Origin of the sequence: Flavobacterium sp. SM15 (assembly GCF_022012335.1) — a bacterium.
Taxonomy (GTDB): domain Bacteria; phylum Bacteroidota; class Bacteroidia; order Flavobacteriales; family Flavobacteriaceae; genus Flavobacterium.
The window spans coordinates 134,691-158,810 of sequence record NZ_JAKLTO010000006.1; the positions used below are offsets into that span (position 1 = coordinate 134,691).

The following is a 24,120-nucleotide window of genomic DNA, read 5'->3' on the forward strand; positions in this document are numbered from 1 at the left end:
GCACAATAATACAAAAAAGCACCCTAAAAATAGAGTGCTTTCTTTCAGAATTTATTGAAAATCTTATTTGTTTTTTGCTTCGATCCATTTACGTGCATTTACAAACGCTTCGTGCCATGGTGTAACTTCGTCTTTGTGTCCCTGATCCGGATAATGTGCCCAGTTCCAAGGGAAAGTGGAACGCTCAATGTGTGGCATGGTTACTAAGTGACGACCGGTTTTGTCGCACATCATAGCGGTATTAAAAACAGAACCGTTCGGGTTTGCCGGATATCCTTCATAACCGTATTTACCTACGATGTTGTATTTTTCTTCAGAATAAGGCAAGTTGAATTTGCCTTCACCGTGAGAAACCCAAACACCTAAAGTTGTCCCTTCTAAAGAAGAAAGCATCACTGAATTGTTTTTCTGAACCGTTACCGAAGTAAAGATACTTTCGTGTTTATGTGAATTGTTGTGAAGCATTTTTCCGTGAACTTCATGCTCAGGGTTAATTAACTCTAATTCCATGAATAATTGACAACCGTTACAAATTCCAACGGATAAAGTATCTTCACGTTTGAAGAAGTTTTTTAGGGCAGTATTCGCTTTTTCGTTGTACAAGAACGCTCCGGCCCAACCTTTAGCAGAACCTAAAACGTCTGAATTTGAGAATCCTCCAACAGCTCCGATGAATTGAATGTCTTCCAAAGTTTCACGTCCTGAAATTAAATCCGTCATGTGAACGTCTTTAACATCGAAACCAGCCAAGAACATTGAATTTGCCATTTCACGCTCGGAATTACTTCCTTTTTCACGGATAATTGCAGCTTTCGGTCTTGGTTTTGAATTGTCGATAACCGGTGCTTTTCCGTCAAAATGTGAAGGGAAAGTATACGTTAATGGTTGGTTTTTATAGTTGTCGTAACGCTCTTTTGCCGTTCCGTTTTTCGATTGTTTTGAATCTAAAAGGAAGGACGTTTTGAACCAAGTATCTCTTAATTTAGAAACACTTAACGTGAAAGCATCATCATTATTGATGAATGTTACCACATCGCCTTCCACAACAGAACCGATGTTGAAAATTTCAATGTTGTTTTGAGCAAAAACCGCTTCAACTTCAGCATCAGCTTGGAAAACCAAACCAATATTCTCGTTGAACAAAGCTTTAACCGTATCTTTTTCTCCTAACGAAGTTAAATCAAACGAAGCTCCTAATTGTACATCAGCAAAACACATTTCCAATAAAGTTGTGATTAAACCACCACTTCCGATATCGTGTCCGGCCTTTATTTTACGGTCTTTAATTAAATCCTGTAAAACGTTGAACGCTTTTTTGAAGTAATCAGCATTTTTAATTGTTGGAACTTCCGAACCGATTTTGTTTAAAACCTGCGCAAAAGAAGAACCTCCCAATTTGAAATTATCCTGCGATAAATTGATATAGTAGATGTTTCCTCCGTTTCTTTTCAAAACAGGTTCTACAACTTTAGTAATGTTTGAACAGTTTCCGGCTGCTGAAATAATTACCGTTCCTGGTGCGATTACTTCATCATTCGGATATTTCTGTTTCATTGATAATGAATCTTTTCCGGTTGGAATGTTGATACCCAATTCGATAGCAAAATCAGAACAACTTTTTACAGCTTCATATAAACGAGCATCTTCCCCTTCGTTTTTACAAGCCCACATCCAGTTAGCGGATAGGGAAACCGATTTTAAACCGTCCTTTAACGGAGCCCAAACAATGTTTGATAAAGCTTCCGCAATTGCAGTTCTTGAACCCGCTACCGGATCAACCAAAGCAGAAACAGGGGAGTGTCCAATAGTTGTGGCAATTCCTTCTTTTCCTTTGAAATCCAAGGCCATTACCCCAACATTGTTTAGTGGTAATTGTAATGGTCCGGCACATTGCTGCTTGGCAACACGTCCACCCACGCAACGGTCTACTTTGTTGGTTAACCAGTCTTTACAAGCAACTGCTTCTAATTGTAATACTTGGTTTAAGTAAGTTGGAATATTTTCTGTAGTATATGCTAAATCAGCGTAATTGGTCGCAACCGTTTTGTCGGTCATGATGGTTTTTGGCGAACTTCCGAAGAAATCTTCCAAAGCATAATCCATCGGTTTTGCCCCGGTAGTTTTCGATTCGAAGGTAAAACGATGATCCGCAGTTACATCACCAACCTGATACATCGGCGAACGTTCACGGTCTGCAATTTTCTGTAAAATATCGATGTCTTCTTCACCAATCACCAATCCCATTCGTTCCTGAGATTCATTTCCGATGATTTCTTTAGCGGAAAGGGTAGGGTCACCCACCGGTAATTTATCTAAATCGATTAAACCACCTGTTTCTTCCACTAATTCAGAAAGACAGTTCAAATGTCCTCCCGCTCCGTGATCGTGAATAGACACGATTGGATTGTTATCGCTTTCTACCAAACCACGAATGGCATTGGCAGCACGTTTTTGCATTTCTGGGTTGGAACGTTGAATAGCGTTCAATTCGATTCCTGAACCGAAAGCGCCTGTATCTGCAGAGGAAACTGCAGCTCCACCCATTCCGATTCTATAATTTTCGCCACCAAGAATTACGATTTTATCACCTTGTTGTGGTTTCTTTTTAATCGCTTGGTCTAATTTTCCGTAACCGATTCCTCCCGCTTGCATGATTACTTTGTCGTAACCGATTTTACGGTTGTTTTCCTCGTGTTCGAAGGTTAAAATGGAACCTGTGATTAACGGTTGTCCGAATTTGTTACCGAAATCTGAAGCACCATTGGAAGCTTTGATTAAGATATCCATTGGTGTTTGGTACAACCAAGGTCTTTCGTTCATAGCTTCTTCCCAAGTTCTGTCATTTTCTAAACGAGAATATGAAGTCATGTAAACTGCAGTTCCCGCTAACGGCAATGAACCTTGTCCACCTGCTAAACGGTCACGAATTTCTCCTCCGGAACCTGTTGCTGCACCACTAAAAGGTTCAACAGTAGTAGGGAAGTTGTGTGTTTCTGCTTTTAGGGAAAGTACAGAATCGAATTCTTTTTCCTGGTAAAAATCAGGTTTGTCAGCACTTTTTGGTGCAAATTGCGTCACTTTTGGTCCTTTAACGAAAGCAACGTTATCTTTATAGGCAGAAACAATATCGTTAGGATTAGTTTCCGAAGTTTTCTTGATTAATTTGAAAAGAGAAGTCGGTTTTTCTTCACCATCTACGACAAAGGTTCCGTTGAAGATTTTATGGCGGCAGTGTTCCGAATTGGCTTGTGAGAAAGCAAAAACCTCAGAATCGGTTAGTTTTCGTCCTATTTTAACGGCTAAATTATTCAGGTACTCTACTTCTTCGTCGCTTAAAGCTAAACCTTCCTGTTTGTTGTATGCAGCAATATCCTCAATGTCTAGAATGGCTTCCGGTTGAATGTTGATCGTAAAAATATCTTGGTTTAGTTCTGCATATTTTTGAGAAATCATCGGGTCGAAAGTGTTGAAATCTGAAGTTGATTTTTCAAATTCCTCAATTCGGATGATTCCCGAAATCCCCATATTCTGAGTAATTTCAACGGCATTGGTACTCCATGGTGTTACCATAGCGGCACGTGGTCCAACAAAAAAATCCGACAGTGCGGATTTCTCTATTTTATGTGCGCTTCCAAAAAGCCAGTTTAATTTGTTGATGTCTTCAGTCGATAATTCGTTTTGCGATTGAACAGCAAAAACAGTGTTCGTTTGGTTTCCGAAGAAATGAATCATTGTTGTAGTTGTTTTATTCCGTTACGTTCCATACAGTTAGGGGCGCTCCGGGTGTGTTGTTGTTTTGAAAGTGCAAATTTATTCCAAAAAAATCAGTTAACAAAGTTTGTCATCATAAAAAAAGCACAAGATTTAACCTGTGCTTTTTATGAAAAATCATTACATGAAATTATTTCTTTTTTGTCGAAAGAATTTCCATGTTTTTGTATTCTTTTCCGTCGTAACCGGTATCAAACATTTCCATTTTACGGGTATTGTCATCAACAACAGTAACAACTTCTCTCATTTTTTTGGTTTTTTTCGTAACCGGATCTACGCAGTCTCCTTCAAAGCTGAATTGTTTGGTTGCCGGATCATATTTTCCTTTCATGATCATAATTCCTGTTCCCATATTGTCAATCCATGTTGACGTATATTCCTGAGTTGCGTTGTCATAAGCTAAAGTACTTTTACCTTCGAAGGGCATTCCCATGAAGTTTCCTTTGTGGATACCTTCCTGATAACGTCCGCCCATTACCGTTTTGTATTCTGCAGAGACAGCTTGTTTCATTGGTTCGGCACCAGCGTTCATCCACATGGTCATTTCACCGTTCCATGTTCCGTTTTCAGCCATCATCATTTTGTGAGCTTCTCCCGGAGTTGCATATTCCATCCATGCTTTGTTTATAGCTGCTGAATCAGGAATCACAGCCGCAGCTTCTTCTGTTTTTGTAGCTGTTGAATCTACTGAAGACTGAGCGTCTGCCTTTTTCTCGTCTTTTTTGCAGGCAACTAAACTTAACGAAGCAATTGCCAGAGTAAGAATTGTTTTGTTCATAATTTATTTTGGTTTTTGGTTAAAACGTGATAGAATTATAAGCGCCCAAATCTGGTGGTGTTGCAGTAGGTCTGTCTTTTCCTAGTATATCTTTTGGAACTGGAATTGTAAGAACATCACCTTTTGCAACAGCATCCGAAGTACTTCCAATAATGAACTGATTTTTAGAAGGATTTTTAAACACAGGTTTATTAGTTGAAGACGTTTTAGCAATCAAACAACCCGGATAATTAGCTGTGTTAGCAATAGGGTATAACGGATCATTCTGAAACTGGCCAAAATCAAAGAATTTAATCATGCAATGATTGAAAAGATAATCAAAATTGAATCCGGATACTTTTTTTAGTGCAAGACTGTAGTTTGTACTTCCGTAAATAATGCAGTTATCGAATCGGGCATTGATTGCGGCTCCGTCATTATCAAGAGTTAAACAGGTTTGGTTTGGCCTTGACCAATAGTTTGCAATGGTACAATGTTTAAAACTGTAATTTCCGCCTAAAGAGCAGGATAAACTCGAATTTCCACAATTGTTTATTACCAGATTTTCACCTTCAATAGTAGCAGTTCTGGCAAGGATACCATTATTGGAACAGTTGTAAATTTGTGAATTTGTGATTTTAAGTTTTGGCGTTGTTGTTTCCTTTATTCTTTGGATAAAAATTCCAACCGCCGCGTTTTTAATTGTTAAATGGTTGATGGTGTTATTGTTTCCGGAAAATAATAAAACCGTTCCCCATTGTCCCGGAACTTCCGAAAAATCATATTCCAATCGGTCGGATTCGAAAACTACTTCGTTATCAATAGCGACAGTTCCGTCAGGATTGTAAGTACTTGCATTTCCGTCAATGTTTAGTGTTCCGGTATCGTCTACAATTAAACCGGAATCCGCATGAAAATGAACTTTTGTTCCTTGGGCAATGTTTAGAGTTTTTCCGTTGGGAACTAAGGCATAGCCGTAAACGACATAAGGTTTGCTACTCGTCCAGTTCAATTCTTCCGGAGTGGAAAGCTCGTGACCAATAATATCTGACGCTTCCCCATTTAAAATAAGTTTTTCTTTAATATTAGCAGGTAAAGTTCTGTTTGGTTTGATGAAAACAGCATCCTTTACTAAAGTTACTAAATCGACCGTTTGCGGAGCGGAACTTATATTACTGAATTCGATTTTATCCGTGTAAAGGTATTGAGAGTTTGGTCCGTTGAATTCGCTGTAATCGATAGTGGTTTCAATAAAGATGAACAGACTGTCATTGGCAAGCAGTTCAACATTTTTGAAAATTTTCCCGTCACCGATGCCGTTTCCATCGTTGTCTTCACCCATCATGCCATCAACGGTGATGCGGTATTTTGAATTATTCCCTTGAGATAATTGAACGGTCGGGATTTTGATGTCTTTGTCACTTCGGTTGTAAACTTTTAAAGTATAAGTACTCGAACCTATGTTTGTGAAAACAGTGTCTAAATAGACGGTTTGTTTTGAAAACTCAAGGCCTCCGGTGCTCGATTCAAATTCGAAATCGTCTCGGCATGAGCTTAATAAAGTTAAAATACCAAGTACCAAAAAGGTAAAAAAGTGGCGCATAAAAGTTTTTGATTTGTGTAAAAACATCGTTTTATTCAAAATTTAAAGAATTTTCAGAGGTCTAAATTAACGTTTTTTTAGACAAATTAGTTTGTTAGTGGCATTAAAAACTTTCATAAATTTACATTTTAAACCCAAAACTATGTCTTTCGATAAAGAAAAAGTATTACAGCTTTGCAAAAAATTTTCTCAAAATACTTTAATGGAAACCCTTGAAATGGAATTTACCGATGCAGGTGAAGATTTTTTGGTAGCTACAATGCCGGTAAATCCTCGCGTTCATCAGCCAATGGGACTGCTTCATGGTGGAGCTTCAGTAGCGCTCGCAGAAAGTGTGGGAAGTGCAGCCTCCATTATGTTTATTAATCCTGCGGAGGAGGAAGTAAGAGGTATTGAGATTTCTGCAAATCATTTAAAAAGTAAAAGAGAAGGACTAGTTACCGGTACCGCAAGAATTATTCATAAAGGAAGGACAGTACATCTTTGGGAAATTAAAATCACAGATGAAGAAGGCAACTTGATTTCACTTTGTAAGTTAACCAATATGGTGTTGCCAAGAAAAAGAAGCTAATGACCGATTTATTTTTAAAAGTAAAAACGCAACAGGAACAAAATCTTCCGTTTGTTTTGTATTCTAAACCGAATGCGAATTGTATTGTCGGGCTTTTTCAGAACAACGATCATTTGTATTTTGTGGAGGATTTTAATGAGAAAGGTTTTGTGTTTGCTCCCTTCGACGGTGAAAATTATGTTTTTTTGCCTGAAGAACATTTGCAGATAATCACTGAAGAGTTTCATTTTCATGAAGTTCCTCAACAAACTTCCGTATTTTATGAAATAGACGAATCTGCAAAAATAAACTTTGAAAATTTAGTTGAAAAGGCGGTAAATCATATCAATTCCGGATATTTTCAAAAAGTGGTGCTTTCCAGAAAAGAAAGTGTTACAATCAATAATTTTGAGGTGGAAACATTGTTCAAAAATATGCTGAACATTTATCCATCGGCATTTAAATATTGTTTTTTTCATCCGAAAATAGGAATGTGGATGGGCGCAACTCCGGAACAGCTTCTTAAGGTAAAAGAGTTCGAAATTAAAACAGTCGCTCTTGCCGGAACCAAGAAAAACAAAGGCAAAGAAATTGTGGATTGGAAGCAGAAAGAAAAAGACGAACAACAATTTGTAACCGATTTTATTCTGGAAAACCTGAAAAGTTATGTTTCTGAAGAAGTGGTTTCCAGTCCATACACGGTTCAGGCGGGAAATCTTCTACATATTAAAACTGATATTTCTGCAAAATTAAACGATAAAGCCGATTTACGGGAAGTACTTAAAATATTGCACCCAACACCTGCCGTTTGTGGTTATCCGAAGTTAACAGCAAAAGACTTTATTCTTGAGAATGAAGGTTATGATCGCGAGTACTATTCCGGATTTTTAGGTGAACTGAATTACAATTTCCAAACCGGCCGAAGCGAATGTTCCGATTTGTTTGTGAATTTACGCTGTATGAAAATAAACACTGCTTCAGCAGATTTATATATAGGATGCGGGATTACCAAAGACAGTGATCCGGAAAAAGAATTTTTAGAAACAGTAAACAAGTCGCTAACCATGAAAAAGATTTTAGCGTAAACTATGAGTGAATTAAAATTAGACATATTAGCCTTTGGAGCACATCCTGACGATGTGGAATTAGGCTGTGGAGCTACAATTGCCAAAGAAGTTTCTTTAGGTAAGAAAGTAGGAATCATAGATTTGACCAGAGGAGAATTAGGAACAAGAGGAACCGCCGAAATCAGGGATAAAGAAGCGGCTGCTGCTGCAAAAATACTTGGAATTGAAGTACGAGAGAATTTGCGTTTTCGTGATGGGTTTTTTATGAACGATGAAAAACATCAGCTGGAAATTATTAAAATGATCAGGAAATATAGGCCTGAAATCGTTTTATGCAATGCTATCGAGGACCGCCATATTGATCACGGAAAAGGAAGTAAACTGGTCTCTGATGCTTGTTTTCTTTCCGGATTGAGAAGAATTGAAACAAGTCTGAATGGAGAAAATCAACAAGCCTGGCGCCCTAAATTGGTGTATCATTATATTCAGTGGAAAAATATCGAACCCGATTTTGTGGTAGACGTTACCGGATTCACTGATAAAAAAGTGGAAGCGATCATGGCCTACAGTTCCCAATTTTACGATTCGAATTCCAATGAACCTGTAACGCCAATTGCTACAAAGAACTTTTTGGAAAGCCTTACGTACCGTTCTCAAGACCTGGGAAGGCTAATCGGAACTGATTTTGGTGAAGGTTTTACTGTGGAAAGATATTTGGCAGTCAATAGTTTAGGAAATTTGATATAATTTTTTTGAAAAAATATTTGCGAAAGCTGAGAAATGCGCTATATTTGCACTCGCTAATCAGGATTTGAATTGTCAAACTTTGAGAGGCATAATCAAATGGTGATTGTAGCTCAGTTGGTTAGAGCGTCGGATTGTGGTTCCGAAGGTCGCGGGTTCGAGACCCGTCTTTCACCCTTAAATACAAGCTTCGAGGAAACTCGGAGCTTTTTTTGTTTTAAAAAACTTCTAAAATTATTTTACTGCTCAATATTTCTATGTAACTATTTTCTGTATTATTGCAGTGTCAATTAAAAGTATTTACAATGAAGAAAATTTATTTAGCTATATGCTTATTAGCTGGAATGGCAACTTATTCTCAAGAAGAAACAAAAACAACTGCTGAGAAATCAACTACTGAAAAAGCAACAACCGTATCGGTATTTTATTCCGGTCCGGAGCTAAGTCAAATAGGTGTTAGTGTAGAATTTGGAGAAATTCAAAATAATACCAATAAAAAATATTTTTCTGCCAATGTTGCCAACTTAGCTTATGGTACAATGGATTATGAAACTTCAGGCTTTGACTTTACAGGGAAAGGTTTTGTTGCTGAAATTGGATCCAAAACTTATTACTGTAAAGAAAATAAAGGGATTTATACCAGCAATTTTCTCTCTTATGGAAATATAAGATTCGACGAAACCCTTTCAATTGGAAAATTTAAAGGTACTTATTCCTATTTCTCTTTTTTTAGTCCGGAAGTTGGTTATAAGTTAAAAACAGGAAATCTTTCCATCGATCCTTTTGCAGGAATTATGTGGAAATTGGAAATTAAAGGAAGAGGCGATATTGATAACAAAAATGTTGAGGAATGGACACCTCGTGTTGGTGTACGAATCGGATATCAGTTTTAATTTTATCTTATAATGACAGAAAGCTTCGAGGGAAACTCGGAGTTTTTTTTTCTGGATTGTTTTAAAAATTTTTAGTTATCTGTTTTATAGCTGATTAATTGTGTAATGTTAGGAAAATATTTATAAATTATTTTATTGTTAGTAAAATAATATGACAGTATTGTATTACAATTTAAATTTTACATTTGTTGAAATTGTAATATAAATCCTAATTTAAACATGAAAAAAATTATTCTTTCAGCCTTACTGTTCTTCGGAGCAGTTGGCTATTCGCAAGCACCTCCTTGTGCTACCGATGCTCTTCTAAAGAAAGCTTTAAAGGAAAACCCTCAAGCAAAAGAACAATTGAATTGGATTGACAGTCAGATCAATTCAGTAAAAAGTTACCAAGGGAAAGATTCAACCCCGCCACAAGCTTCTTACACTGTTCCTGTTGTTGTATATGTTGTTCATGATGGGACAGCAGCAACAAACATTTCGGATACACAGGTAAACAGTCAGCTAACTGCTTTGAATCAGTATTTTTCTAATACTGGAATCAAGTTCTGCTTGGCAACAAGAGCAGGTTCAGGTACTCAGGTTCCGATGAATTCAGGTGGAGTTCAAAGCACACCGGGGATTATTCATATTCAGAATAGTACTTTAACAAATCATGAAACCGCCACAGAACAGGCACAATTAATGGCAACTGCTCATTCATCAATTACCAAAGAAAAATTTTTGAGAATCTGGGTGGTTAACACAATTGATGGCGGTCTTCCAGGCGTTTTAGGCTATGCTTGGTTCCCGGGAGCTCAAACACATGATGGAATTGTTATCAGAGCCAATGTTTTTGGTAATGGTTCAGCAAATTTGTTACCAAGTTTTGACCAAGGAAAAACTCTTGTTCATGAAGTGGGGCATTATTTAGGCTTGTACCACACTTTTGAGGCTGGTTGTTCGGCTTCAACAGGAGATTGTTCTCAAGATGGAGACAAAGTTTGTGATACACCAAAGGCTTCAGCTCCTAATTATCATTGTGAAACAGGAACCAACTCATGTCCGGAATTTCCAGCTGTTGTTGATGATATTAGCAACTATATGGATTATGGTGATAATTATTGTGCAGATCATTTTTCTGCCGGTCAGATTCAAAGGATGCAAAGTTTAGTTTCGTTATACAGATCTGAACTGGTTTCTTATGATAATTTGATTTATGCAGGAACGTGTGATTTCCAGAATGCAGTTTCGGCAACTATTTATCCAACAACGTACACAGCTTGCGCTAATACAATGCCAATAACATTTTACCCATTGCCGGCAGAATCCTATTTATGGAATTTCGGAGACGGAACAACATCTACATTAGAGAGTCCTTCTCATACATACACTTCTGCGGTTAATTCTCCTTACACGGTAACATTAACAGTAACTGGGGAAAGTGGTCAAGCAGCTACTTCTTCAATTCAGGTTTTTGTGACTGATTGTTCAAGTTTTACACCGAATTCTAACTCATATTGGTATTTAAGCAGTTCGCTTGGATTGAAATTTAATGGAGGAATCCCTGTTTTTGACCCTACATTTCCAACGAATAGACAAACACAGGGATCTACAGTTCAAAACGATTCGAATGGAAATATGTTGTTTTATTCCAATGGCATAAATGTTTGGAATAATCAGCATACTCAAATTAATTCGAATCCATTACAAAATGTAATGGCCTATTCTGCTTCAAATGTAATTACGTTGCCTAAACCAGGTAATAATAATCAGTATTGGATTTTTACCAATACATATAGTAATGGTCAATATAATTTGGGCTTCAGATATCATGTAGTTAATACTGTTAATGGTATTGCATCTATGGGGAGTGAAAGACAACCTGTTAACTTCCCACAAGGATTAGGGTTTGATGCGTTTACTTCAGATGGAGCATTGACTGGAGGAACTGGACTCACAGCTATTGAAAAATGTGATGGTTATTGGTTATTAACTGTTTTAAAAAAGGGAAGTGTTAATTATTTAGTTGTTTATTCGTTTACAAGTAGTGGATTATCATACGTAAGCCAGTTTCAGCTTTCATTGGGTTTACATGATTATGCCTCTATTAAAGCAGCTCCAAATGGGAATAAAATCTTCTTACATTCTCTAAATACACCTAGTGCTGACGGTTATTATAGAAATTTTATATTTGATTTTAATAAAGCTCAAGGAATTATTAGTAGTCCAGTTGAAATCAATCATGGAATGCAATCTTTAATACCTAATAATTCTTACGGTTCTTTTAGCCCAGATTCAAAACTGCTTTATGTTACCAATAATCTGGATAAAAAAATTTCTCAATTTAATCTTAATTCAGTTAATATAAATAATAGTGCATTTGAATTTGGTGATCGTCCAACAAGTAATAATTGGGGGAGTATTCAACAAGGTCCTGATAACAAACTTTATATTAGCCTTGTTGGTTCAAAGAATTTAGCTGTAATTCACAGTCCAAATAGTATTGTAAATCAGAGTAATATTAATGCCTGTTTGTATACCCAAAATGGGCCGAGAAATACGTCTTCACTTAATGTCGATATGGCTCTACCAAACTTAATTAATGCAAAAACAAACACGGTTTTTCCTTCAGCTACCGAAGATTTAATTAGCATGTATACGGTTGGCTGTAATACCTACAAATTCTTCCCGAATGTTTGTGGAACATCCTTCAATTGGGAATTTAAAAACAATACAACGGGAGTAAGTTTCAATACATCGGTTACCAATCCGGTTTATGTATTTGCCGTTAATGGAGCATATACGGTTTATTTAAAAGATAATAGTAACAATGTTATCACATCTGTCAATTTAACGATTTCAGGTTTAGCAACTCCTGAAATCTATGGAAGTACAGAAGCCTGTAATCTTTTAACCGGAAACAGTGTTACTAACAATTCAACAGTTTTGTCAGCAGGTCAAACTGCTCAGTGGCAAATTGTTGGAGGGACAGGTACAATTACAGGAGCTAATAATCAATCAAGTGTTGATGTAAATTGGACTGATTTACCAGGTACACTTTTATTGACTGTGACTGATGCTGCAGGATGTTCAAGTCAAAACTATACTGAAATCAATTCGCTTTGCCCTTGTGATTGTTTGAATTCACTGACTCTTGTTTCTACACAGCAGACCAAAGGTGGTTGGCTTCATCAAGTGATAAATACAAACACTGATTTTATCTGCCAGAATTTGTTTTTGAAATACACATGGACAACAGCTTCAGGAGGGTTTTATGTAACTTATACAAATCAATTACAAGGTAACTTTCAGGGTGTAACAGTTAGAATCGACATATTAAATGAGTTTGATGGACCTCTTTGTAGCAATACACTTTCAAATATTATTGAGATAAGCGAGTTAAGATTAAATAATTCATCTTCAAAAGATACTGCGCTTAAAGTTACACCAAACCCTTCAAAGGGAGTGTTTACTGTTTCTTTAGAAGATTTTAAAGGTGATGTAAATATTTCAGTATTTGATAATAACGGTAGATTGGTTTATACTTCAGATGAGAAAAATTTCAATATTGAAAAAACGATCAATTTGAGTAACCTTCAATCTGGAATGTATATATTAAAAGTTGATAGTGATAATTTTAATTTCGTTAAAAAGATCATTAAAGAATAAGTAAATATCATTTCTGAATTAAAGCTCCGAGAAATCGGGGCTTTTTTATTTTGAAGAATTTTCTTGATTTTAAAGTATAATCTTCTTATTTTAGTAGGAATAAATTTTAAAATCAGTATTAATCAATAATAATTAAAATTCATGGGATCATTCTTAATTACTAAAAGAGCAAACGGTGAATTCCAGTTTGTTTTAAAAGCATCAAACGGACAGGTAATTTTAGCAAGTGAAGGTTATACAACCAAGGCAGCTTGCGAAAACGGAATCGAATCAGTTAAGAAAAACTCGCAAGAGGATGCACGTTTTGATCGTTTGGAGTCCAAAAACGGAAAGCCGTATTTTAATTTAAAAGCGACTAACGGACAAATTATCGGAAACAGTGAAATGTACGAATCTGTTGCTGCACGTGACAACGGAATTGAATCGGTAAAGAAAAATGCTCCGGATGCCGATGTTAAAGAAGATTTGTAGTGTTTCGATATAATAAAAAAGCTCTCAAATTGAGAGCTTTTTTTATGGGTTTATTTTCCGTCTTTATCGACTACGATTCGCTGGTCTCTGTTGGCCAGTTCCCATGCTAAGGCAAAAGCAAGTTTGGCTCTTTTTGCTAATAAATCAAATTCGATTTTTTCCACTTCGTCTGTCGGCTTATGGTAATCGTCGTGAATTCCGTTAAAAAAGAAAATGGCAGGAACACCGTTTTTTGCAAAGTTATAATGGTCGGAACGGTAATAAATTTGCTCTGGGTCGTTACGGTCGTTGTATTTGTAATCTAAACGAAGTTGTACATATTTTTTATTGACTTCTTCGTTGATGGTATGTAATTCAGAACTTAATCTGTCGGAACCGATCACATAAATATAATTGTTGTCGTTCGGGTTTAAATTATCACGTCGCCCGATCATATCGATATTGATGTCTGCAATTGTGTTTTTTAAAGGAAATAACGGATGCTCCGAATAATAACGCGATCCGTGCAAACCATGTTCTTCACCGGTTACATGCAGAAATAGGATCGAACGTTTTGGCCCGTGACCTTCTTTTTTGGCTTTCATGAACGCTTTGGCAAGTTCCATAACTGCAACTGTTCCGGAACCATCATCGTCTGCACCGTTATAGATTTCTCCGTTTTTCATTCCCACGTGGTCGTAATGAGCCGAAATGACCAAAATTTCATCCGGTTTTTCAGAACCTTCAATATAGGCCCAAATGTTCTCTGAGTCATTGAGTTTAGGGGCAAAACCTTTTTTCATGTATTCCGAAGGTACTTTCTGATAATAACTTGTTGCACCTTTAGGATATGGAACTCCTAACTTTTTATATTGATTGATGATGTATTCACCCGCTTTTTTCTGTCCGGGTTCGCCTGTGTTTCTTCCTTGCATTTCATCGGAAGCAATCACGTAGAGGTTTGTTTTTAAGTTACTTGCCTCGACAGCATTGATGTATTGGTCAATCCCTACAGTTTTGTGTGCAACAGCTCCTTTTTGGGAAGTGCAGCTCGCAAAGGTTAAGGAAAGCACAAAACAGCTTATCAGTATTTTTTTCATAGAATGAATTAGGTTTTTACAATTAGTAGCAGAAACTTCATTTTTGTTTCAAAAACAATACAATTAATGAATGCTGATAAAAGTAACAGCAATATAAAAAAGTAAAAAGAAAAACACCAGCACGAAATTGATAAAAAACAGTATTGAACTTTTTAAGAACGATACAAACTTACTTTCTGCGTATAATCTTTTGTGTGCTTTGTAAAAATAGAGGATCGGCCAAAAGAAATAGACGGTTCTAATAATTCCTTTCAGAATATCGAAAACTATAAAATCGAAATAGCTTAAAATCCATTCAACTATTATTAAGAGACTGGTTAAAAGTAATAAGAAAGAGAAATAATGCAGGGTGAAAATGCCGTGATCAAAGTAATACCAACGTTTTTTACCGTGAAAGAGCCAAAGCCAAAATGCAAAAATAGGCATATAGAGAAACAATACTTTAGGAAGGTTTTGTTTGAAAAGTATTGCGCCTTTGGCAAGAGTTTCCCTTGGTGTATTGTGTTCTGAAATGCTCACTAATTTTTTTGTGAACCAATATTGAATTTTTGTTAGTCGCTTATTTTCTGGTAAAGTCTTCTGAATAGAATCCAATTCCCAAACGGTTTTGTAGTCGGTAAGCCAGCCTTTTTTATCGCTAGTTAAATTCAAACCGTTAACCGGAATGGTATCTTTAGTTCTGTAGAGTTTGATATTTCGATTATCGGTTTGACGGTTCACCTTGATTAAGGAATCTTTATTTTCTCCAACAATATCATCGGTGTTCAGAACAAATCCGGACAGAAAAAATGTAATAAAACTGATGAAAATATAAAGCTTAACAGGTACTACATAACTTTGTCTTCTTCCGGAAAGGTATTCTCTGGTGAGTTTGGCAGGGTAAAGGAGCAGGTACTTCATCGTTTTCCAGAACCCGCTGTCGTAATGGATCAAATCCTCTAAAAAATGGGTGAAAAGATAATGGAACGATTTTCGGGTTTCAGTATTTTCCTGACCGCATTGTGGGCAGTAACGTTCTTCCACGGTGGTTCCGCAATTAAGGCAGGTTTTATCGGTTCGTAAAGTATTTTTACTCATTTGTACCTGATTTAGAATACCTTAAAGTTATAAAATATATTATTTTCTTTACAGAATTTTAAAGTGATTTTGCTTTAAAACGGTTATTTTTATTTTACTGAAATAGGATTTGTTTATCATTTAATAAAAAATTATAATCAAACAGCATGGAAAAGCAGTAATCTTATCTCTATTTTTGCCTTGTTAAAATTTAATAATCTTTAAAAACAGATACATTATGTCATTAGTTGGAAAAAAATTCCCAAGTATTACAGTTGATGCCATCTCAGAAATGGGGGACAACCTAAGAATCAACATCTTTGAAGAAGCTACTAAAAACAATAAAAAAGTATTGTTGTTCTGGTATCCAAAAGATTTTACTTTCGTTTGCCCAACAGAATTACACGCTTTCCAAGCTGCTTTACCAGAATTTGACAGCAGAAACACTGTAGTTATCGGTGCTTCTTGTGATACGAACGAAGTTCACTTTGCATGGTTAAACACGGCTAAAGATAATGGTGGAATTGAAGGTGTAACTTACCCATTATTAGCTGATACTACAAGAAATTTATCTACTGCTTTAGGAATTTTAGACGCTGAAGAAGAGTTCAACGAAGAAACTGGAGATTATTTAATCACAGGTTCAAACGTTACTTACAGAGCTACTTATTTAATTGACGAAACCGGAAAAATCTTCCACGAAAGTGTAAACGATATGCCATTAGGTAGAAACGTGAACGAGTACTTACGTTTAATCGATGCATACACTCACGTTCAGACTAAAGGTGAAGTTTGTCCTGCAAACTGGGAGCAAGGTAAAGAAGCGATGACTGCAGACCGTTTAAGCACTGCTGCATATTTAAGCAAAAACTAATTTGTAAACATTTATAATTCCAAATGACAGGATCTTGTTTGCAAAAATGAGCCTGAAGTTTGGAATTTGTTTTTAATCCCTAAATTATAAAGGTTATGTTAATCGAATTAAACGAAGATAAATTACAGGAAATCGTAAACTCCAACGATAAAGTTGTGGTTCAGTTTTCCGCTTCATGGTGCGGTAATTGCCGAATCATGAAACCTAAATTCAAAAAGTTGGCTTCTGAGAAAGAAAACCTAACTTTTGTTTTGGTTGATGCAGAACATTCTCCGGAATCCAGAAAACTCGCGAATGTTTCCAATTTGCCAACTTTTGCAACTTTTGTAAAAGGTAAATTGGTAAACGAAACGCAAACCAACAAGGCTGAAGTTTTAACGGATTTGGTAAACGAAATCGCTTGATTATGAAATTACCCGTAATTAAACACTTGACTCAGTTTATTGAGGAAAATGATCAGGATTATATCGTAGAAACCATTGAAGTTTTGGAAGCCTTAACCGAAGTTCCGTCTTTAAAAGATGAAGAACTGGATGTAATCGGTGAATTGATTTCCAATATGTACGGCGCTTTGGAAGTTAACAAAATGGTAAAAGAAGGAACCGATAAAAAAGAAGCGCTTAATGCTTTCATGCAACGTGTTTTAGGTTCTATCGATAAATAACAACAGCAACGTTACTTTATATAAAGACTTTCATTTTGAAGGTCTTTTTTTTGTCATTATCAATTTTATCATAAACTTCGGAAGCCTTGTATTCTGTGATATTCGAATCCGATTATTGAATTTATTTTAAAAAAAATATCAAAATTATTATGATTGCATAGTAATTTAACAATTTATTTATATATTAGCAATACCCAATTTTAAAATTATGCTTATGTATAAAACTACTATTAATGCTTTTATTATATCGTTACTCTGTTTAAATGCTGTAAATGCTCAGGACAACAGTAAATTTGAATACAAATCCCGTCCAAAGGAATTTGAGAATTTTGAATTCAGAAACGATTCAATTTTTCCAAAGCGAGCAGTACTTCAAAATGTAGCTTCCAAAACATTTGTGAGCAAACTTCCATATCCGATGATTTTCATTCACGGATTAAATTCCAACTCCGACACCTGGAACACAAGTTTAAACTATTTTGACAGCCAATATGGTTATACTTACGGTGGGCGTTTTGATTTTTGCCTGAACGCAGATGGAAATAATGCAACTACAAATAAAAACTTTTACCCAACACCGGGAGCAGATATAGCAGCTTTTGAATCAACAGTTATTGATGGCGATTATTATTTGGTGAACTTTGATGTTAAAGTAGATGGTTCGTTCGGAACCAATGTTTTAAGTAATCAGTCTGCTATTGCAAAGCAGGGAGTTGCCTTAAAAAAAGCAATTGAAAGGGTTTTACAGCTTACCGGAAAAGACAAAGTTATTTTGGTAGGACATAGTATGGGAGGATTGTGTTCGCGTGAATACCTTCAAAATGCAGCCAACTGGCAATCAGATAATAAACACCATGTTGCTAAATTGTTAACCGTTGGAACCCCACACGGAGGAAGTAATAAAAGTGATTCTGGTCTGGGATGGTTTGCGGGTATCGATACCAGTTCTGAAGCTATTCGTGATCTGAAAACATCGTATTATTATAGTGGTGATGCCGGAAGATTTTTGTTTGGAGGAATAGAAGTAAACAATTCCAACAATATGAACGATCATTTATTCGGAACGGATTTTTACAACATCGATGTGAACTGTAACGGAACCATTGGAGAAAGCGTGTTAGGATTAAACCAAAAACCGATAGATAATTTGATAGATTTTTCAAACGTTATCGGTAGGTTAACCGGCGGAACAAGCGATGGAGTAGTGGATGAGCCTTCTTCCAACATGAATCAATATTTCCCTGCATTAACGTATCCGGCTAAATTATTCTACTTTAATTCTGGTTTTGATTTTGTTGAGAACCATACAGAACTTCCGGGATATTACTATCAGATTATGCAAGGGCTTGATGAGCCAAATTTTAAAGAGTTGGCTTATGAGGTAGAAACAAATAAGAATTATATCGGTTATACAACCATTCAGGAGAATAGCTCTTCTGCGGATAATGATTTTTATAAGTTTACAGTTCTGGCAAACATGTCAGCAAATATTACAATGAGCAGTATTGTTACATCAGTAATGAGCGCATCAATTTTGGATAGTGCCGGGGCTGCAGTTGGAACGATTCAGAATAATTCCGGATCCGGGTTAAATTTCACCAGAAATCTTGTTCCTGGGACGTATTATTTGAAAGTAACAAGTACAACTCCAACCAATACCAATTATCAGACACCTTACCAGTTCATGATTACTACAACTCTGGCAACGCAAGACAATTTGTTAAGTAATGCTAAGTTCTATCCGAATCCGGTTAAAAATATTTTAAATTTTGAGAATTCGAATTTCAATAAAGCAACTGTATTTACTGTGTTAGGTCAAGAGTTGAAAAGTTTCGAATTTGGAGAAGACACAAATACCAAATCAATCGATATGTCTACGTATTCCAAAGGGATTTATATGATTGTTTTAGAAAAAGATGGTCAGCAACAAACCATAAAAGTAGTTAAAGAATAATTGTTGTATGTATGTATATTTTAAAAAAGCTCTCCTATTTGAGAGCTTTTTTTTATAAGTATTGGTTTGAAAAATCTTTACAATAGAGTTTTATTTCTTCCCGAACACTTCTGAATTGTTTCAGGATTTCTTCTTCGCTTCCAGTTGCTTTTGCAGGATCCGGGAAATTATGATGTAGTTTTATTGCATTACTTGGAAAAAACGGGCAACGTTCTTTTGCATTATCACAAACCGTTATTACAAAATCAAACGGAATATTGTAATACTCATCAATATTGTTTGAAGTGTTTCCGGAAATGTCGATTCCGTCTTCTTTCATAATGACAACAGCTTTTGGGTTTACTCCATGAGTTTCTACGCCAGCGCTGTATATGTTGGCTTTATCTTTAGCGAAATGATGTAAATAGCCGTCTGCAATTTGGCTTCTGCAACTGTTTCCAGTGCAAAGCACTAAGATATTTTTCTTCATAAATTAAACAAGTAGCCAAATCATGTTAATAATGCAAAATTTTGGATCAAAGCCGAAAATCAACTGTAAAAGAATTACAGATAAAGTTATAATTATTGGTTTTTTGTACTTGAAAATGAGTTCTTTCATAATTAGCAACATCCGGAATTTGGAGCGCAACAAGCTTCCGTGGTTTGTAAATCACTTAAATTTTTCTTCTCTTTTGGAATGCCGCAATTGTCCTGTGCCAAACAAGCAGTTTTTTTGGCAAGCAGTACAAAATCAGTTCCATTGAAGTCTAAATCATATTTTCCAATGGTTTCCGATTGGTATTCCACTTCAATTTCGTGGTCTTCCAAACCTAAAACTTTTTCAGATAATTCAATGATATGATTCAGTTTTTGAGGCTTTAAACGATGTTCAAAATCATTAGCGTCCCATAATTGGAAATTTACAACGGTTTCTTTTCGGACTGTTCCTCCACAATCGATGAAGTTTTTGGTGATCATCCCAACTTCGGTAACGTGAAAATGTTCCGGCACAAAGGTTCCGTCAGGTAATTGAAAATTTACGGCAGTCGCTGTTTTCAATGCTTCTTTAATTTCTGATACTTTCATAATTACAGTTTTTAATTAGCAACATTTTGTTTTTAATTCTTTTGAAATACCTGAAAAATAGGCTTCCATTTTTTTCATTGTTTCAGGATTAAGGCAATAGCAAATCGCTGTTCCTTCTATGTTTCCTTTGATGATGTTTGCGTTTTTAAGTTCTTTTAAATGCTGAGATACAGTAGGTTGGGCAAGTGGAAGTTCGTTAACGATGTCGCCACAAATACATGAATCAACTTTAAGCAGGTATTCGATGACTGCTACACGTGCCGGATGTGAGATCGCTTTAAATAAGGTTGCGATTTCGTTTTGTTCCTCTGAAAAAAAATCTGCTTTTGAAGCTCCCATTTCATTAATTTTTATATTGCAATATTACGATAAAACAATTAAATAACGAATTAATTTTCCAAAAAAATAAATTCAAACGAATTTGATATAAATTGTTTACTTTTGAAGTTCTAAAAAATTCAATAAAATGGCTAAGGTTACATTAAAAGGAAATGCAATAAATACAGTAGGAAACTTACCTGAAGTAGGTTCTCAGGCGAAAGATTTCAATTTGGTAAAAACAGATTTATCAACGGTTAATTTGAATGATTTCAAAGGAAGTAAATTGGTTTTAAACATTTTCCCAAGTATTGACACCGGAACGTGTGCTGCATCAGTTCGAAAATTCAATGAAAAAGCAAGTTCCTTAAATAATACTAAAGTATTGTGTATTTCCCGTGATTTACCTTTTGCCATGAACCGTTTTTGCGGAGCAGAAGGTTTGGAAAACGTAATTAATCTTTCAGATTTCAGAGATGCTTCGTTTGGTAACGATTATGGTTTAACTTTTGTAGATGGACCATTAAAAGGACTGCATTCCAGAGCGGTAGTTGTCTTGGATGAAAACGGAACCGTAAAATACGCGGAACAAGTTCAGGAAATCGTAGACGAGCCAAATTATGAAAACGCATTAGCTGCACTTTAATGGAAGTAAATAAAGACAACACCTTCTTTACCGGAAGGTTAAAAAGTATCGGTTTTGCTGTAAAAGGCGCGATAAAATTGGTAACTACCGAACACAGTGTGATGGTACAATCTTCCATTGCTGTACTGATGACTATTGCCGGATTTTATTATCATATTACCCCAACCGAATGGATGTTCCAGATTTTGGTATTCGGTTTGGTTTTAAGTATTGAAGGTCTTAACACGGCTGTAGAAAAAATTGCAGATTTCATCCATCCCGATTATCATGAGCGCATCGGTTTTATAAAAGATATTGCTGCAGGAGCTGTTTTCTTTGCTGCCATGTCTGCAATTGCAATTGGGGCACTAATTTATCTGCCAAGAATTATCTAATTTCATTCAGATTGCTATTTTTGTATAAAAGAACATTTATTTAATGGCTAAAGCAACCAAAAAAGAAACTTCAGAAGCTAAAGAAAGTAAAGTACAGGGTGAGAAGAAACCATTTTTTTCGCGACGTAACAAAGTCCTTTTCGGGGCTTTACTTGTTTTATTTTCCATAGCGTTACTCTTGTCGTTTGTTTCCTATTATTTGTATGGAGACTACGATCAGAGTTCCTTAACTGCTTTCTCAGACAGAAGTGAAAAAACCTATAATTGGTTAGGAAAATTTGGTGCTTTTTTGTCTGATTTCTTTTTGTATAAAGGATTTGGAGCGGCTTCTTTTTTGTTTGTACGTCTTTCCTTTTTGGCGGGAGCTTATCTGCTTGTAGATATGTCTTTAGGGAAGTTAAAAAATACACTTTTCTGGGATTTGTTCGCTATGGTAATGATTTCAGTTTTACTGGGTTTTTTTTGGGACTATATTCCGCAATTGGGAGGGGTTATCGGTTATGAAATGAATCTTTTCGTTCAGGATTATATCGGTAAAATCGGAACGTTTTTAGTGTTGCTATTCGGCTTGATTGTTTATTTGATTTTAAAGATAAAAGTTTCAACTGAAGGAATTAAAAACTATTTTGAAAACCGAAGCAAAGCTTTTACTGAAGAATTAAATGAAGTAGAGCAAAAGGTTGAAAATAAAAACATTACACCAATTCCGGTAGTTGGTGATATTGAGGTTGAAGGTGAAGAAATCATTAACTCAAACCCTTCGCTGGATTTTAACGATGCGGAAGATGATGAAATTCTTTCCAACATCGAATTAAAGACTACTTCACCATCCAATTTTGAAATTAATAAAGAGGCATTAAAACCAACAATCAGTAATCCATCGGAGATTAGTTTGAAAACGGTTCCACCAGTTGTTGTTCCGCCGGTGGGTATTCCTGTTGAGATACCGTCAATTGCAGAAACGCCAAAATCTGAAATTATCCATACCGACGATGATAGTTTTACCATCGAAAAAATTGAAGAAGAAACTACCGTTGAAGAAAACTTAGCGGCACGTTTGGTTCAGGATTTCGGTGAATTTGACCCAACACTTGAATTATCGAACTATCAGTTTCCATCCATCGAATTACTTAAAGAATATTCTTCCGGAGGAATTACCATCAATCAGGCAGAATTAGAAGAAAATAAAAACCGAATTGTTGACACCCTTAAAAACTACAACATCGGGATTTCTCAAATTAAAGCTACAGTTGGTCCAACGGTAACTTTATATGAAATTGTTCCAGAAGCGGGAATCCGTATTTCTAAAATCAAGAATCTTGAAGATGATATTGCACTTTCGTTAGCTGCTTTAGGAATTCGTATCATTGCACCAATTCCTGGAAAAGGAACCATCGGTATTGAAGTTCCGAACAACAACCCGACGATGGTTTCCATGAAAAGCGTAATAGCTTCTCCGAAATTCCAAACTGCAGAAATGGAGCTTCCAATTGCTTTAGGAAAAACAATCTCCAATGAAACTTTCGTTGTTGATCTTGCAAAAATGCCGCACTTATTAATGGCGGGAGCAACAGGACAAGGTAAATCGGTAGGATTGAATGCGGTACTTACTTCACTTTTGTATAAAAAGCACCCGGCCGAAGTAAAATTCGTTTTGGTGGATCCTAAAAAAGTGGAATTAACGCTTTTCAACAAAATTGAAAGACATTATTTAGCAAAACTTCCTGATGGAGGCGATGCGATTATTACAGATAATACCAAGGTAATCAATACGTTGAATTCGTTGTGTATTGAGATGGACAATCGTTATTCTTTATTAAAAGATGCAATGGTTCGTAACATTAAAGAATACAACGAAAAGTTCAAACAGCGTAAATTAAATCCTGAAAACGGCCATCGCTACCTTCCTTATATTGTTTTGGTTGTCGATGAATTTGCAGATTTGATCATGACGGCTGGAAAAGAAGTGGAAACCCCAATTGCACGTTTAGCCCAGTTAGCTCGTGCTATCGGAATTCACTTGATTATTGCTACGCAACGTCCTTCGGTTAATGTTATTACCGGAATGATTAAAGCGAATTTCCCTGCACGCATTGCCTTTAGGGTAACTTCGAAAATCGATTCCAGAACCATTTTGGATACAGGAGGAGCCGATCAGTTAATTGGTCGAGGAGATTTACTTTACACACAAGGGAATGATCTTGTTCGTGTTCAGTGTGCTTTTGTTGATACTCCGGAAGTTGAAAAAATTACAGATTACATCGGTTCACAAAAAGCATATGCAAATGCTTATATGTTGCCGGAATATGTAGGTGAAGAAAGTGGCATAAGTCTTGATATAGATATTTCAGAAAGAGATTCCATGTTTAGGGAAGCCGCTGAAATTATTGTCACGGCACAACAGGGTTCGGCGTCATTGCTACAGCGAAAACTGAAATTGGGTTACAACCGCGCCGGTCGATTGATCGATCAATTGGAAGCTGCGGGAATTGTTGGTCCATTTGAAGGTAGTAAGGCCAGAAGCGTTAATATTCCTGACTTGGTTGCTCTGGAACATTTTTTCGCTAACGAACAAAATTCTTAAAA

The 24,120-nt window shown here is 36.1% G+C and carries 21 protein-coding genes and 1 tRNA gene; 14 read left to right on the forward strand and 8 right to left on the reverse strand.

Annotated elements, in window-relative coordinates:
- Window positions 1–63 precede the first annotated feature (63 nt).
- The 3 genes from purL to LZZ90_RS11490 form a co-directional block, all read right to left on the reverse strand.
- On the reverse strand, window positions 64–3,732 hold the full coding sequence (gene purL / locus LZZ90_RS11480) for a phosphoribosylformylglycinamidine synthase (protein WP_237790843.1): 3,669 nt from the start codon (window positions 3,730–3,732) through the stop codon (window positions 64–66).
- A 169-nt stretch (window positions 3,733–3,901) separates the two neighbouring features.
- A complete protein-coding gene (locus LZZ90_RS11485; protein WP_237790844.1) occupies window positions 3,902–4,549 on the reverse strand; it encodes a DUF1579 domain-containing protein in 648 nt (215 codons plus the stop codon).
- Between the two features lie 19 nt (window positions 4,550–4,568).
- The gene (locus LZZ90_RS11490; protein ID WP_237790845.1) at window positions 4,569–6,131 is read right to left on the reverse strand and encodes a hypothetical protein; all 1,563 of its coding nucleotides are present in this window, start codon (window positions 6,129–6,131) and stop codon (window positions 4,569–4,571) included.
- A gap of 142 nt (window positions 6,132–6,273) precedes the next feature.
- Here LZZ90_RS11490 and LZZ90_RS11495 point away from each other — a divergent pair, with 142 nt between their 5' ends.
- The 7 genes from LZZ90_RS11495 (at window position 6,274) to LZZ90_RS11525 (ending at window position 13,504) form a co-directional block, all read left to right on the forward strand.
- Window positions 6,274–6,702, forward strand: coding sequence for a PaaI family thioesterase (locus LZZ90_RS11495; protein ID WP_237790846.1), 429 nt, complete (start codon window positions 6,274–6,276; stop codon window positions 6,700–6,702).
- Window positions 6,702–7,766, forward strand: a complete 1,065-nt coding sequence (locus tag LZZ90_RS11500; RefSeq protein ID WP_237790847.1) for a chorismate-binding protein — start codon at window positions 6,702–6,704, stop codon at window positions 7,764–7,766. Before LZZ90_RS11495 ends, LZZ90_RS11500 begins: the two co-directional genes overlap by 1 nt.
- A 3-nt stretch (window positions 7,767–7,769) precedes the next feature.
- Window positions 7,770–8,495: a bacillithiol biosynthesis deacetylase BshB1 gene (gene bshB1 / locus LZZ90_RS11505; RefSeq protein ID WP_237790848.1), complete on the forward strand. Its 726-nt coding sequence runs from the start codon at window positions 7,770–7,772 to the stop codon at window positions 8,493–8,495.
- Window positions 8,496–8,593: 98 nt separating this feature from the next.
- Window positions 8,594–8,669 (forward strand) — tRNA-His (locus LZZ90_RS11510).
- Between the two features lie 128 nt (window positions 8,670–8,797).
- Window positions 8,798–9,385: an autotransporter outer membrane beta-barrel domain-containing protein gene (locus LZZ90_RS11515; protein WP_237790849.1), complete on the forward strand. Its 588-nt coding sequence runs from the start codon at window positions 8,798–8,800 to the stop codon at window positions 9,383–9,385.
- A gap of 219 nt (window positions 9,386–9,604) precedes the next feature.
- The gene (locus tag LZZ90_RS11520; RefSeq protein ID WP_237790850.1) at window positions 9,605–13,033 is read left to right on the forward strand and encodes a zinc-dependent metalloprotease; all 3,429 of its coding nucleotides are present in this window, start codon (window positions 9,605–9,607) and stop codon (window positions 13,031–13,033) included.
- Window positions 13,034–13,174: 141 nt separating this feature from the next.
- Complete coding sequence (locus tag LZZ90_RS11525) at window positions 13,175–13,504, forward strand: YegP family protein (RefSeq protein ID WP_237790851.1); 330 nt, start codon at window positions 13,175–13,177, stop codon at window positions 13,502–13,504.
- 50 nt (window positions 13,505–13,554) lie between these two features.
- Here LZZ90_RS11525 and LZZ90_RS11530 read toward each other — a convergent pair whose 3' ends face one another.
- Both LZZ90_RS11530 and LZZ90_RS11535 read right to left on the reverse strand, forming a co-directional pair.
- On the reverse strand, window positions 13,555–14,583 hold the full coding sequence (locus tag LZZ90_RS11530) for a M28 family metallopeptidase (protein WP_237790852.1): 1,029 nt from the start codon (window positions 14,581–14,583) through the stop codon (window positions 13,555–13,557).
- A gap of 63 nt (window positions 14,584–14,646) precedes the next feature.
- Window positions 14,647–15,660 carry a DUF3667 domain-containing protein gene (locus LZZ90_RS11535; protein ID WP_237790853.1) on the reverse strand — a complete coding sequence of 338 codons (1,014 nt, stop codon included), beginning with the start codon at window positions 15,658–15,660 and terminating at the stop codon, window positions 14,647–14,649.
- Window positions 15,661–15,877: 217 nt separating this feature from the next.
- On the opposite strand from LZZ90_RS11535, the gene LZZ90_RS11540 reads away from it, so the two are divergent.
- The 4 genes from LZZ90_RS11540 (at window position 15,878) to LZZ90_RS11555 (ending at window position 19,131) form a co-directional block, all read left to right on the forward strand.
- Window positions 15,878–16,513: a peroxiredoxin gene (locus LZZ90_RS11540; RefSeq protein ID WP_237790854.1), complete on the forward strand. Its 636-nt coding sequence runs from the start codon at window positions 15,878–15,880 to the stop codon at window positions 16,511–16,513.
- Window positions 16,514–16,608: 95 nt separating this feature from the next.
- Window positions 16,609–16,917 carry a co-chaperone YbbN gene (locus tag LZZ90_RS11545; protein ID WP_237790855.1) on the forward strand — a complete coding sequence of 103 codons (309 nt, stop codon included), beginning with the start codon at window positions 16,609–16,611 and terminating at the stop codon, window positions 16,915–16,917.
- A 2-nt stretch (window positions 16,918–16,919) separates the two neighbouring features.
- Window positions 16,920–17,177 (forward strand): hypothetical protein, encoded by a 258-nt coding sequence (locus LZZ90_RS11550; RefSeq protein ID WP_237790856.1) that lies wholly within the window; start codon window positions 16,920–16,922, stop codon window positions 17,175–17,177.
- 214 nt (window positions 17,178–17,391) lie between these two features.
- Window positions 17,392–19,131 carry an alpha/beta fold hydrolase gene (locus LZZ90_RS11555; RefSeq protein ID WP_237790857.1) on the forward strand — a complete coding sequence of 580 codons (1,740 nt, stop codon included), beginning with the start codon at window positions 17,392–17,394 and terminating at the stop codon, window positions 19,129–19,131.
- A gap of 52 nt (window positions 19,132–19,183) precedes the next feature.
- Here the strand turns inward: LZZ90_RS11555 and LZZ90_RS11560 are convergent, their stop codons facing one another.
- The 3 genes from LZZ90_RS11560 to LZZ90_RS11570 all read right to left on the reverse strand — a co-directional run bounded on the left by LZZ90_RS11560 (window position 19,184) and on the right by LZZ90_RS11570 (window position 20,535).
- The gene (locus tag LZZ90_RS11560; protein ID WP_237790858.1) at window positions 19,184–19,600 is read right to left on the reverse strand and encodes an arsenate reductase ArsC; all 417 of its coding nucleotides are present in this window, start codon (window positions 19,598–19,600) and stop codon (window positions 19,184–19,186) included.
- 131 nt (window positions 19,601–19,731) lie between these two features.
- Complete coding sequence (locus tag LZZ90_RS11565) at window positions 19,732–20,196, reverse strand: DUF6428 family protein (RefSeq protein WP_237790859.1); 465 nt, start codon at window positions 20,194–20,196, stop codon at window positions 19,732–19,734.
- Window positions 20,197–20,211: 15 nt separating this feature from the next.
- Entirely contained in the window at window positions 20,212–20,535 is a 324-nt protein-coding gene (locus LZZ90_RS11570; protein WP_237790860.1) for a helix-turn-helix transcriptional regulator, read from the reverse strand.
- A gap of 127 nt (window positions 20,536–20,662) precedes the next feature.
- Here LZZ90_RS11570 and tpx point away from each other — a divergent pair, with 127 nt between their 5' ends.
- From tpx to LZZ90_RS11585, 3 genes are read left to right on the forward strand one after another with little or no spacing between them, the layout of a single operon-like run.
- Window positions 20,663–21,160, forward strand: coding sequence for a thiol peroxidase (tpx, locus tag LZZ90_RS11575; RefSeq protein ID WP_237790861.1), 498 nt, complete (start codon window positions 20,663–20,665; stop codon window positions 21,158–21,160).
- Window positions 21,160–21,534, forward strand: a complete 375-nt coding sequence (locus LZZ90_RS11580) for a diacylglycerol kinase (RefSeq protein ID WP_237790862.1) — start codon at window positions 21,160–21,162, stop codon at window positions 21,532–21,534. The genes tpx and LZZ90_RS11580 overlap by 1 nt, the downstream gene beginning before the upstream one ends.
- Window positions 21,535–21,577: 43 nt before the next feature.
- Window positions 21,578–24,118 (forward strand): DNA translocase FtsK, encoded by a 2,541-nt coding sequence (locus LZZ90_RS11585; RefSeq protein WP_237790863.1) that lies wholly within the window; start codon window positions 21,578–21,580, stop codon window positions 24,116–24,118.
- Window positions 24,119–24,120 lie beyond the last annotated feature (2 nt).

Excerpts from the sequence above, each read along its gene's own strand:
- purL (WP_237790843.1), bottom strand. The coding sequence starts at position 3,732 with ATGATTCATTTCTTCGGAAACCAAACGAACACTGTTTTTGCTGTTCAA.
- LZZ90_RS11485 (WP_237790844.1), bottom strand. The coding sequence starts at position 4,549 with ATGAACAAAACAATTCTTACTCTGGCAATTGCTTCGTTAAGTTTAGTT.
- LZZ90_RS11490 (WP_237790845.1), bottom strand. The coding sequence starts at position 6,131 with ATGCGCCACTTTTTTACCTTTTTGGTACTTGGTATTTTAACTTTATTA.
- LZZ90_RS11495 (WP_237790846.1), top strand. The coding sequence starts at position 6,274 with ATGTCTTTCGATAAAGAAAAAGTATTACAGCTTTGCAAAAAATTTTCT.
- LZZ90_RS11500 (WP_237790847.1), top strand. The coding sequence starts at position 6,702 with ATGACCGATTTATTTTTAAAAGTAAAAACGCAACAGGAACAAAATCTT.
- bshB1 (WP_237790848.1), top strand. The coding sequence starts at position 7,770 with ATGAGTGAATTAAAATTAGACATATTAGCCTTTGGAGCACATCCTGAC.
- LZZ90_RS11515 (WP_237790849.1), top strand. The coding sequence starts at position 8,798 with ATGAAGAAAATTTATTTAGCTATATGCTTATTAGCTGGAATGGCAACT.
- LZZ90_RS11520 (WP_237790850.1), top strand. The coding sequence starts at position 9,605 with ATGAAAAAAATTATTCTTTCAGCCTTACTGTTCTTCGGAGCAGTTGGC.
- LZZ90_RS11525 (WP_237790851.1), top strand. The coding sequence starts at position 13,175 with ATGGGATCATTCTTAATTACTAAAAGAGCAAACGGTGAATTCCAGTTT.
- LZZ90_RS11530 (WP_237790852.1), bottom strand. The coding sequence starts at position 14,583 with ATGAAAAAAATACTGATAAGCTGTTTTGTGCTTTCCTTAACCTTTGCG.
- LZZ90_RS11535 (WP_237790853.1), bottom strand. The coding sequence starts at position 15,660 with ATGAGTAAAAATACTTTACGAACCGATAAAACCTGCCTTAATTGCGGA.
- LZZ90_RS11540 (WP_237790854.1), top strand. The coding sequence starts at position 15,878 with ATGTCATTAGTTGGAAAAAAATTCCCAAGTATTACAGTTGATGCCATC.
- LZZ90_RS11545 (WP_237790855.1), top strand. The coding sequence starts at position 16,609 with ATGTTAATCGAATTAAACGAAGATAAATTACAGGAAATCGTAAACTCC.
- LZZ90_RS11550 (WP_237790856.1), top strand. The coding sequence starts at position 16,920 with ATGAAATTACCCGTAATTAAACACTTGACTCAGTTTATTGAGGAAAAT.
- LZZ90_RS11555 (WP_237790857.1), top strand. The coding sequence starts at position 17,392 with ATGTATAAAACTACTATTAATGCTTTTATTATATCGTTACTCTGTTTA.
- LZZ90_RS11560 (WP_237790858.1), bottom strand. The coding sequence starts at position 19,600 with ATGAAGAAAAATATCTTAGTGCTTTGCACTGGAAACAGTTGCAGAAGC.
- LZZ90_RS11565 (WP_237790859.1), bottom strand. The coding sequence starts at position 20,196 with ATGAAAGTATCAGAAATTAAAGAAGCATTGAAAACAGCGACTGCCGTA.
- LZZ90_RS11570 (WP_237790860.1), bottom strand. The coding sequence starts at position 20,535 with ATGGGAGCTTCAAAAGCAGATTTTTTTTCAGAGGAACAAAACGAAATC.
- tpx (WP_237790861.1), top strand. The coding sequence starts at position 20,663 with ATGGCTAAGGTTACATTAAAAGGAAATGCAATAAATACAGTAGGAAAC.
- LZZ90_RS11580 (WP_237790862.1), top strand. The coding sequence starts at position 21,160 with ATGGAAGTAAATAAAGACAACACCTTCTTTACCGGAAGGTTAAAAAGT.
- LZZ90_RS11585 (WP_237790863.1), top strand. The coding sequence starts at position 21,578 with ATGGCTAAAGCAACCAAAAAAGAAACTTCAGAAGCTAAAGAAAGTAAA.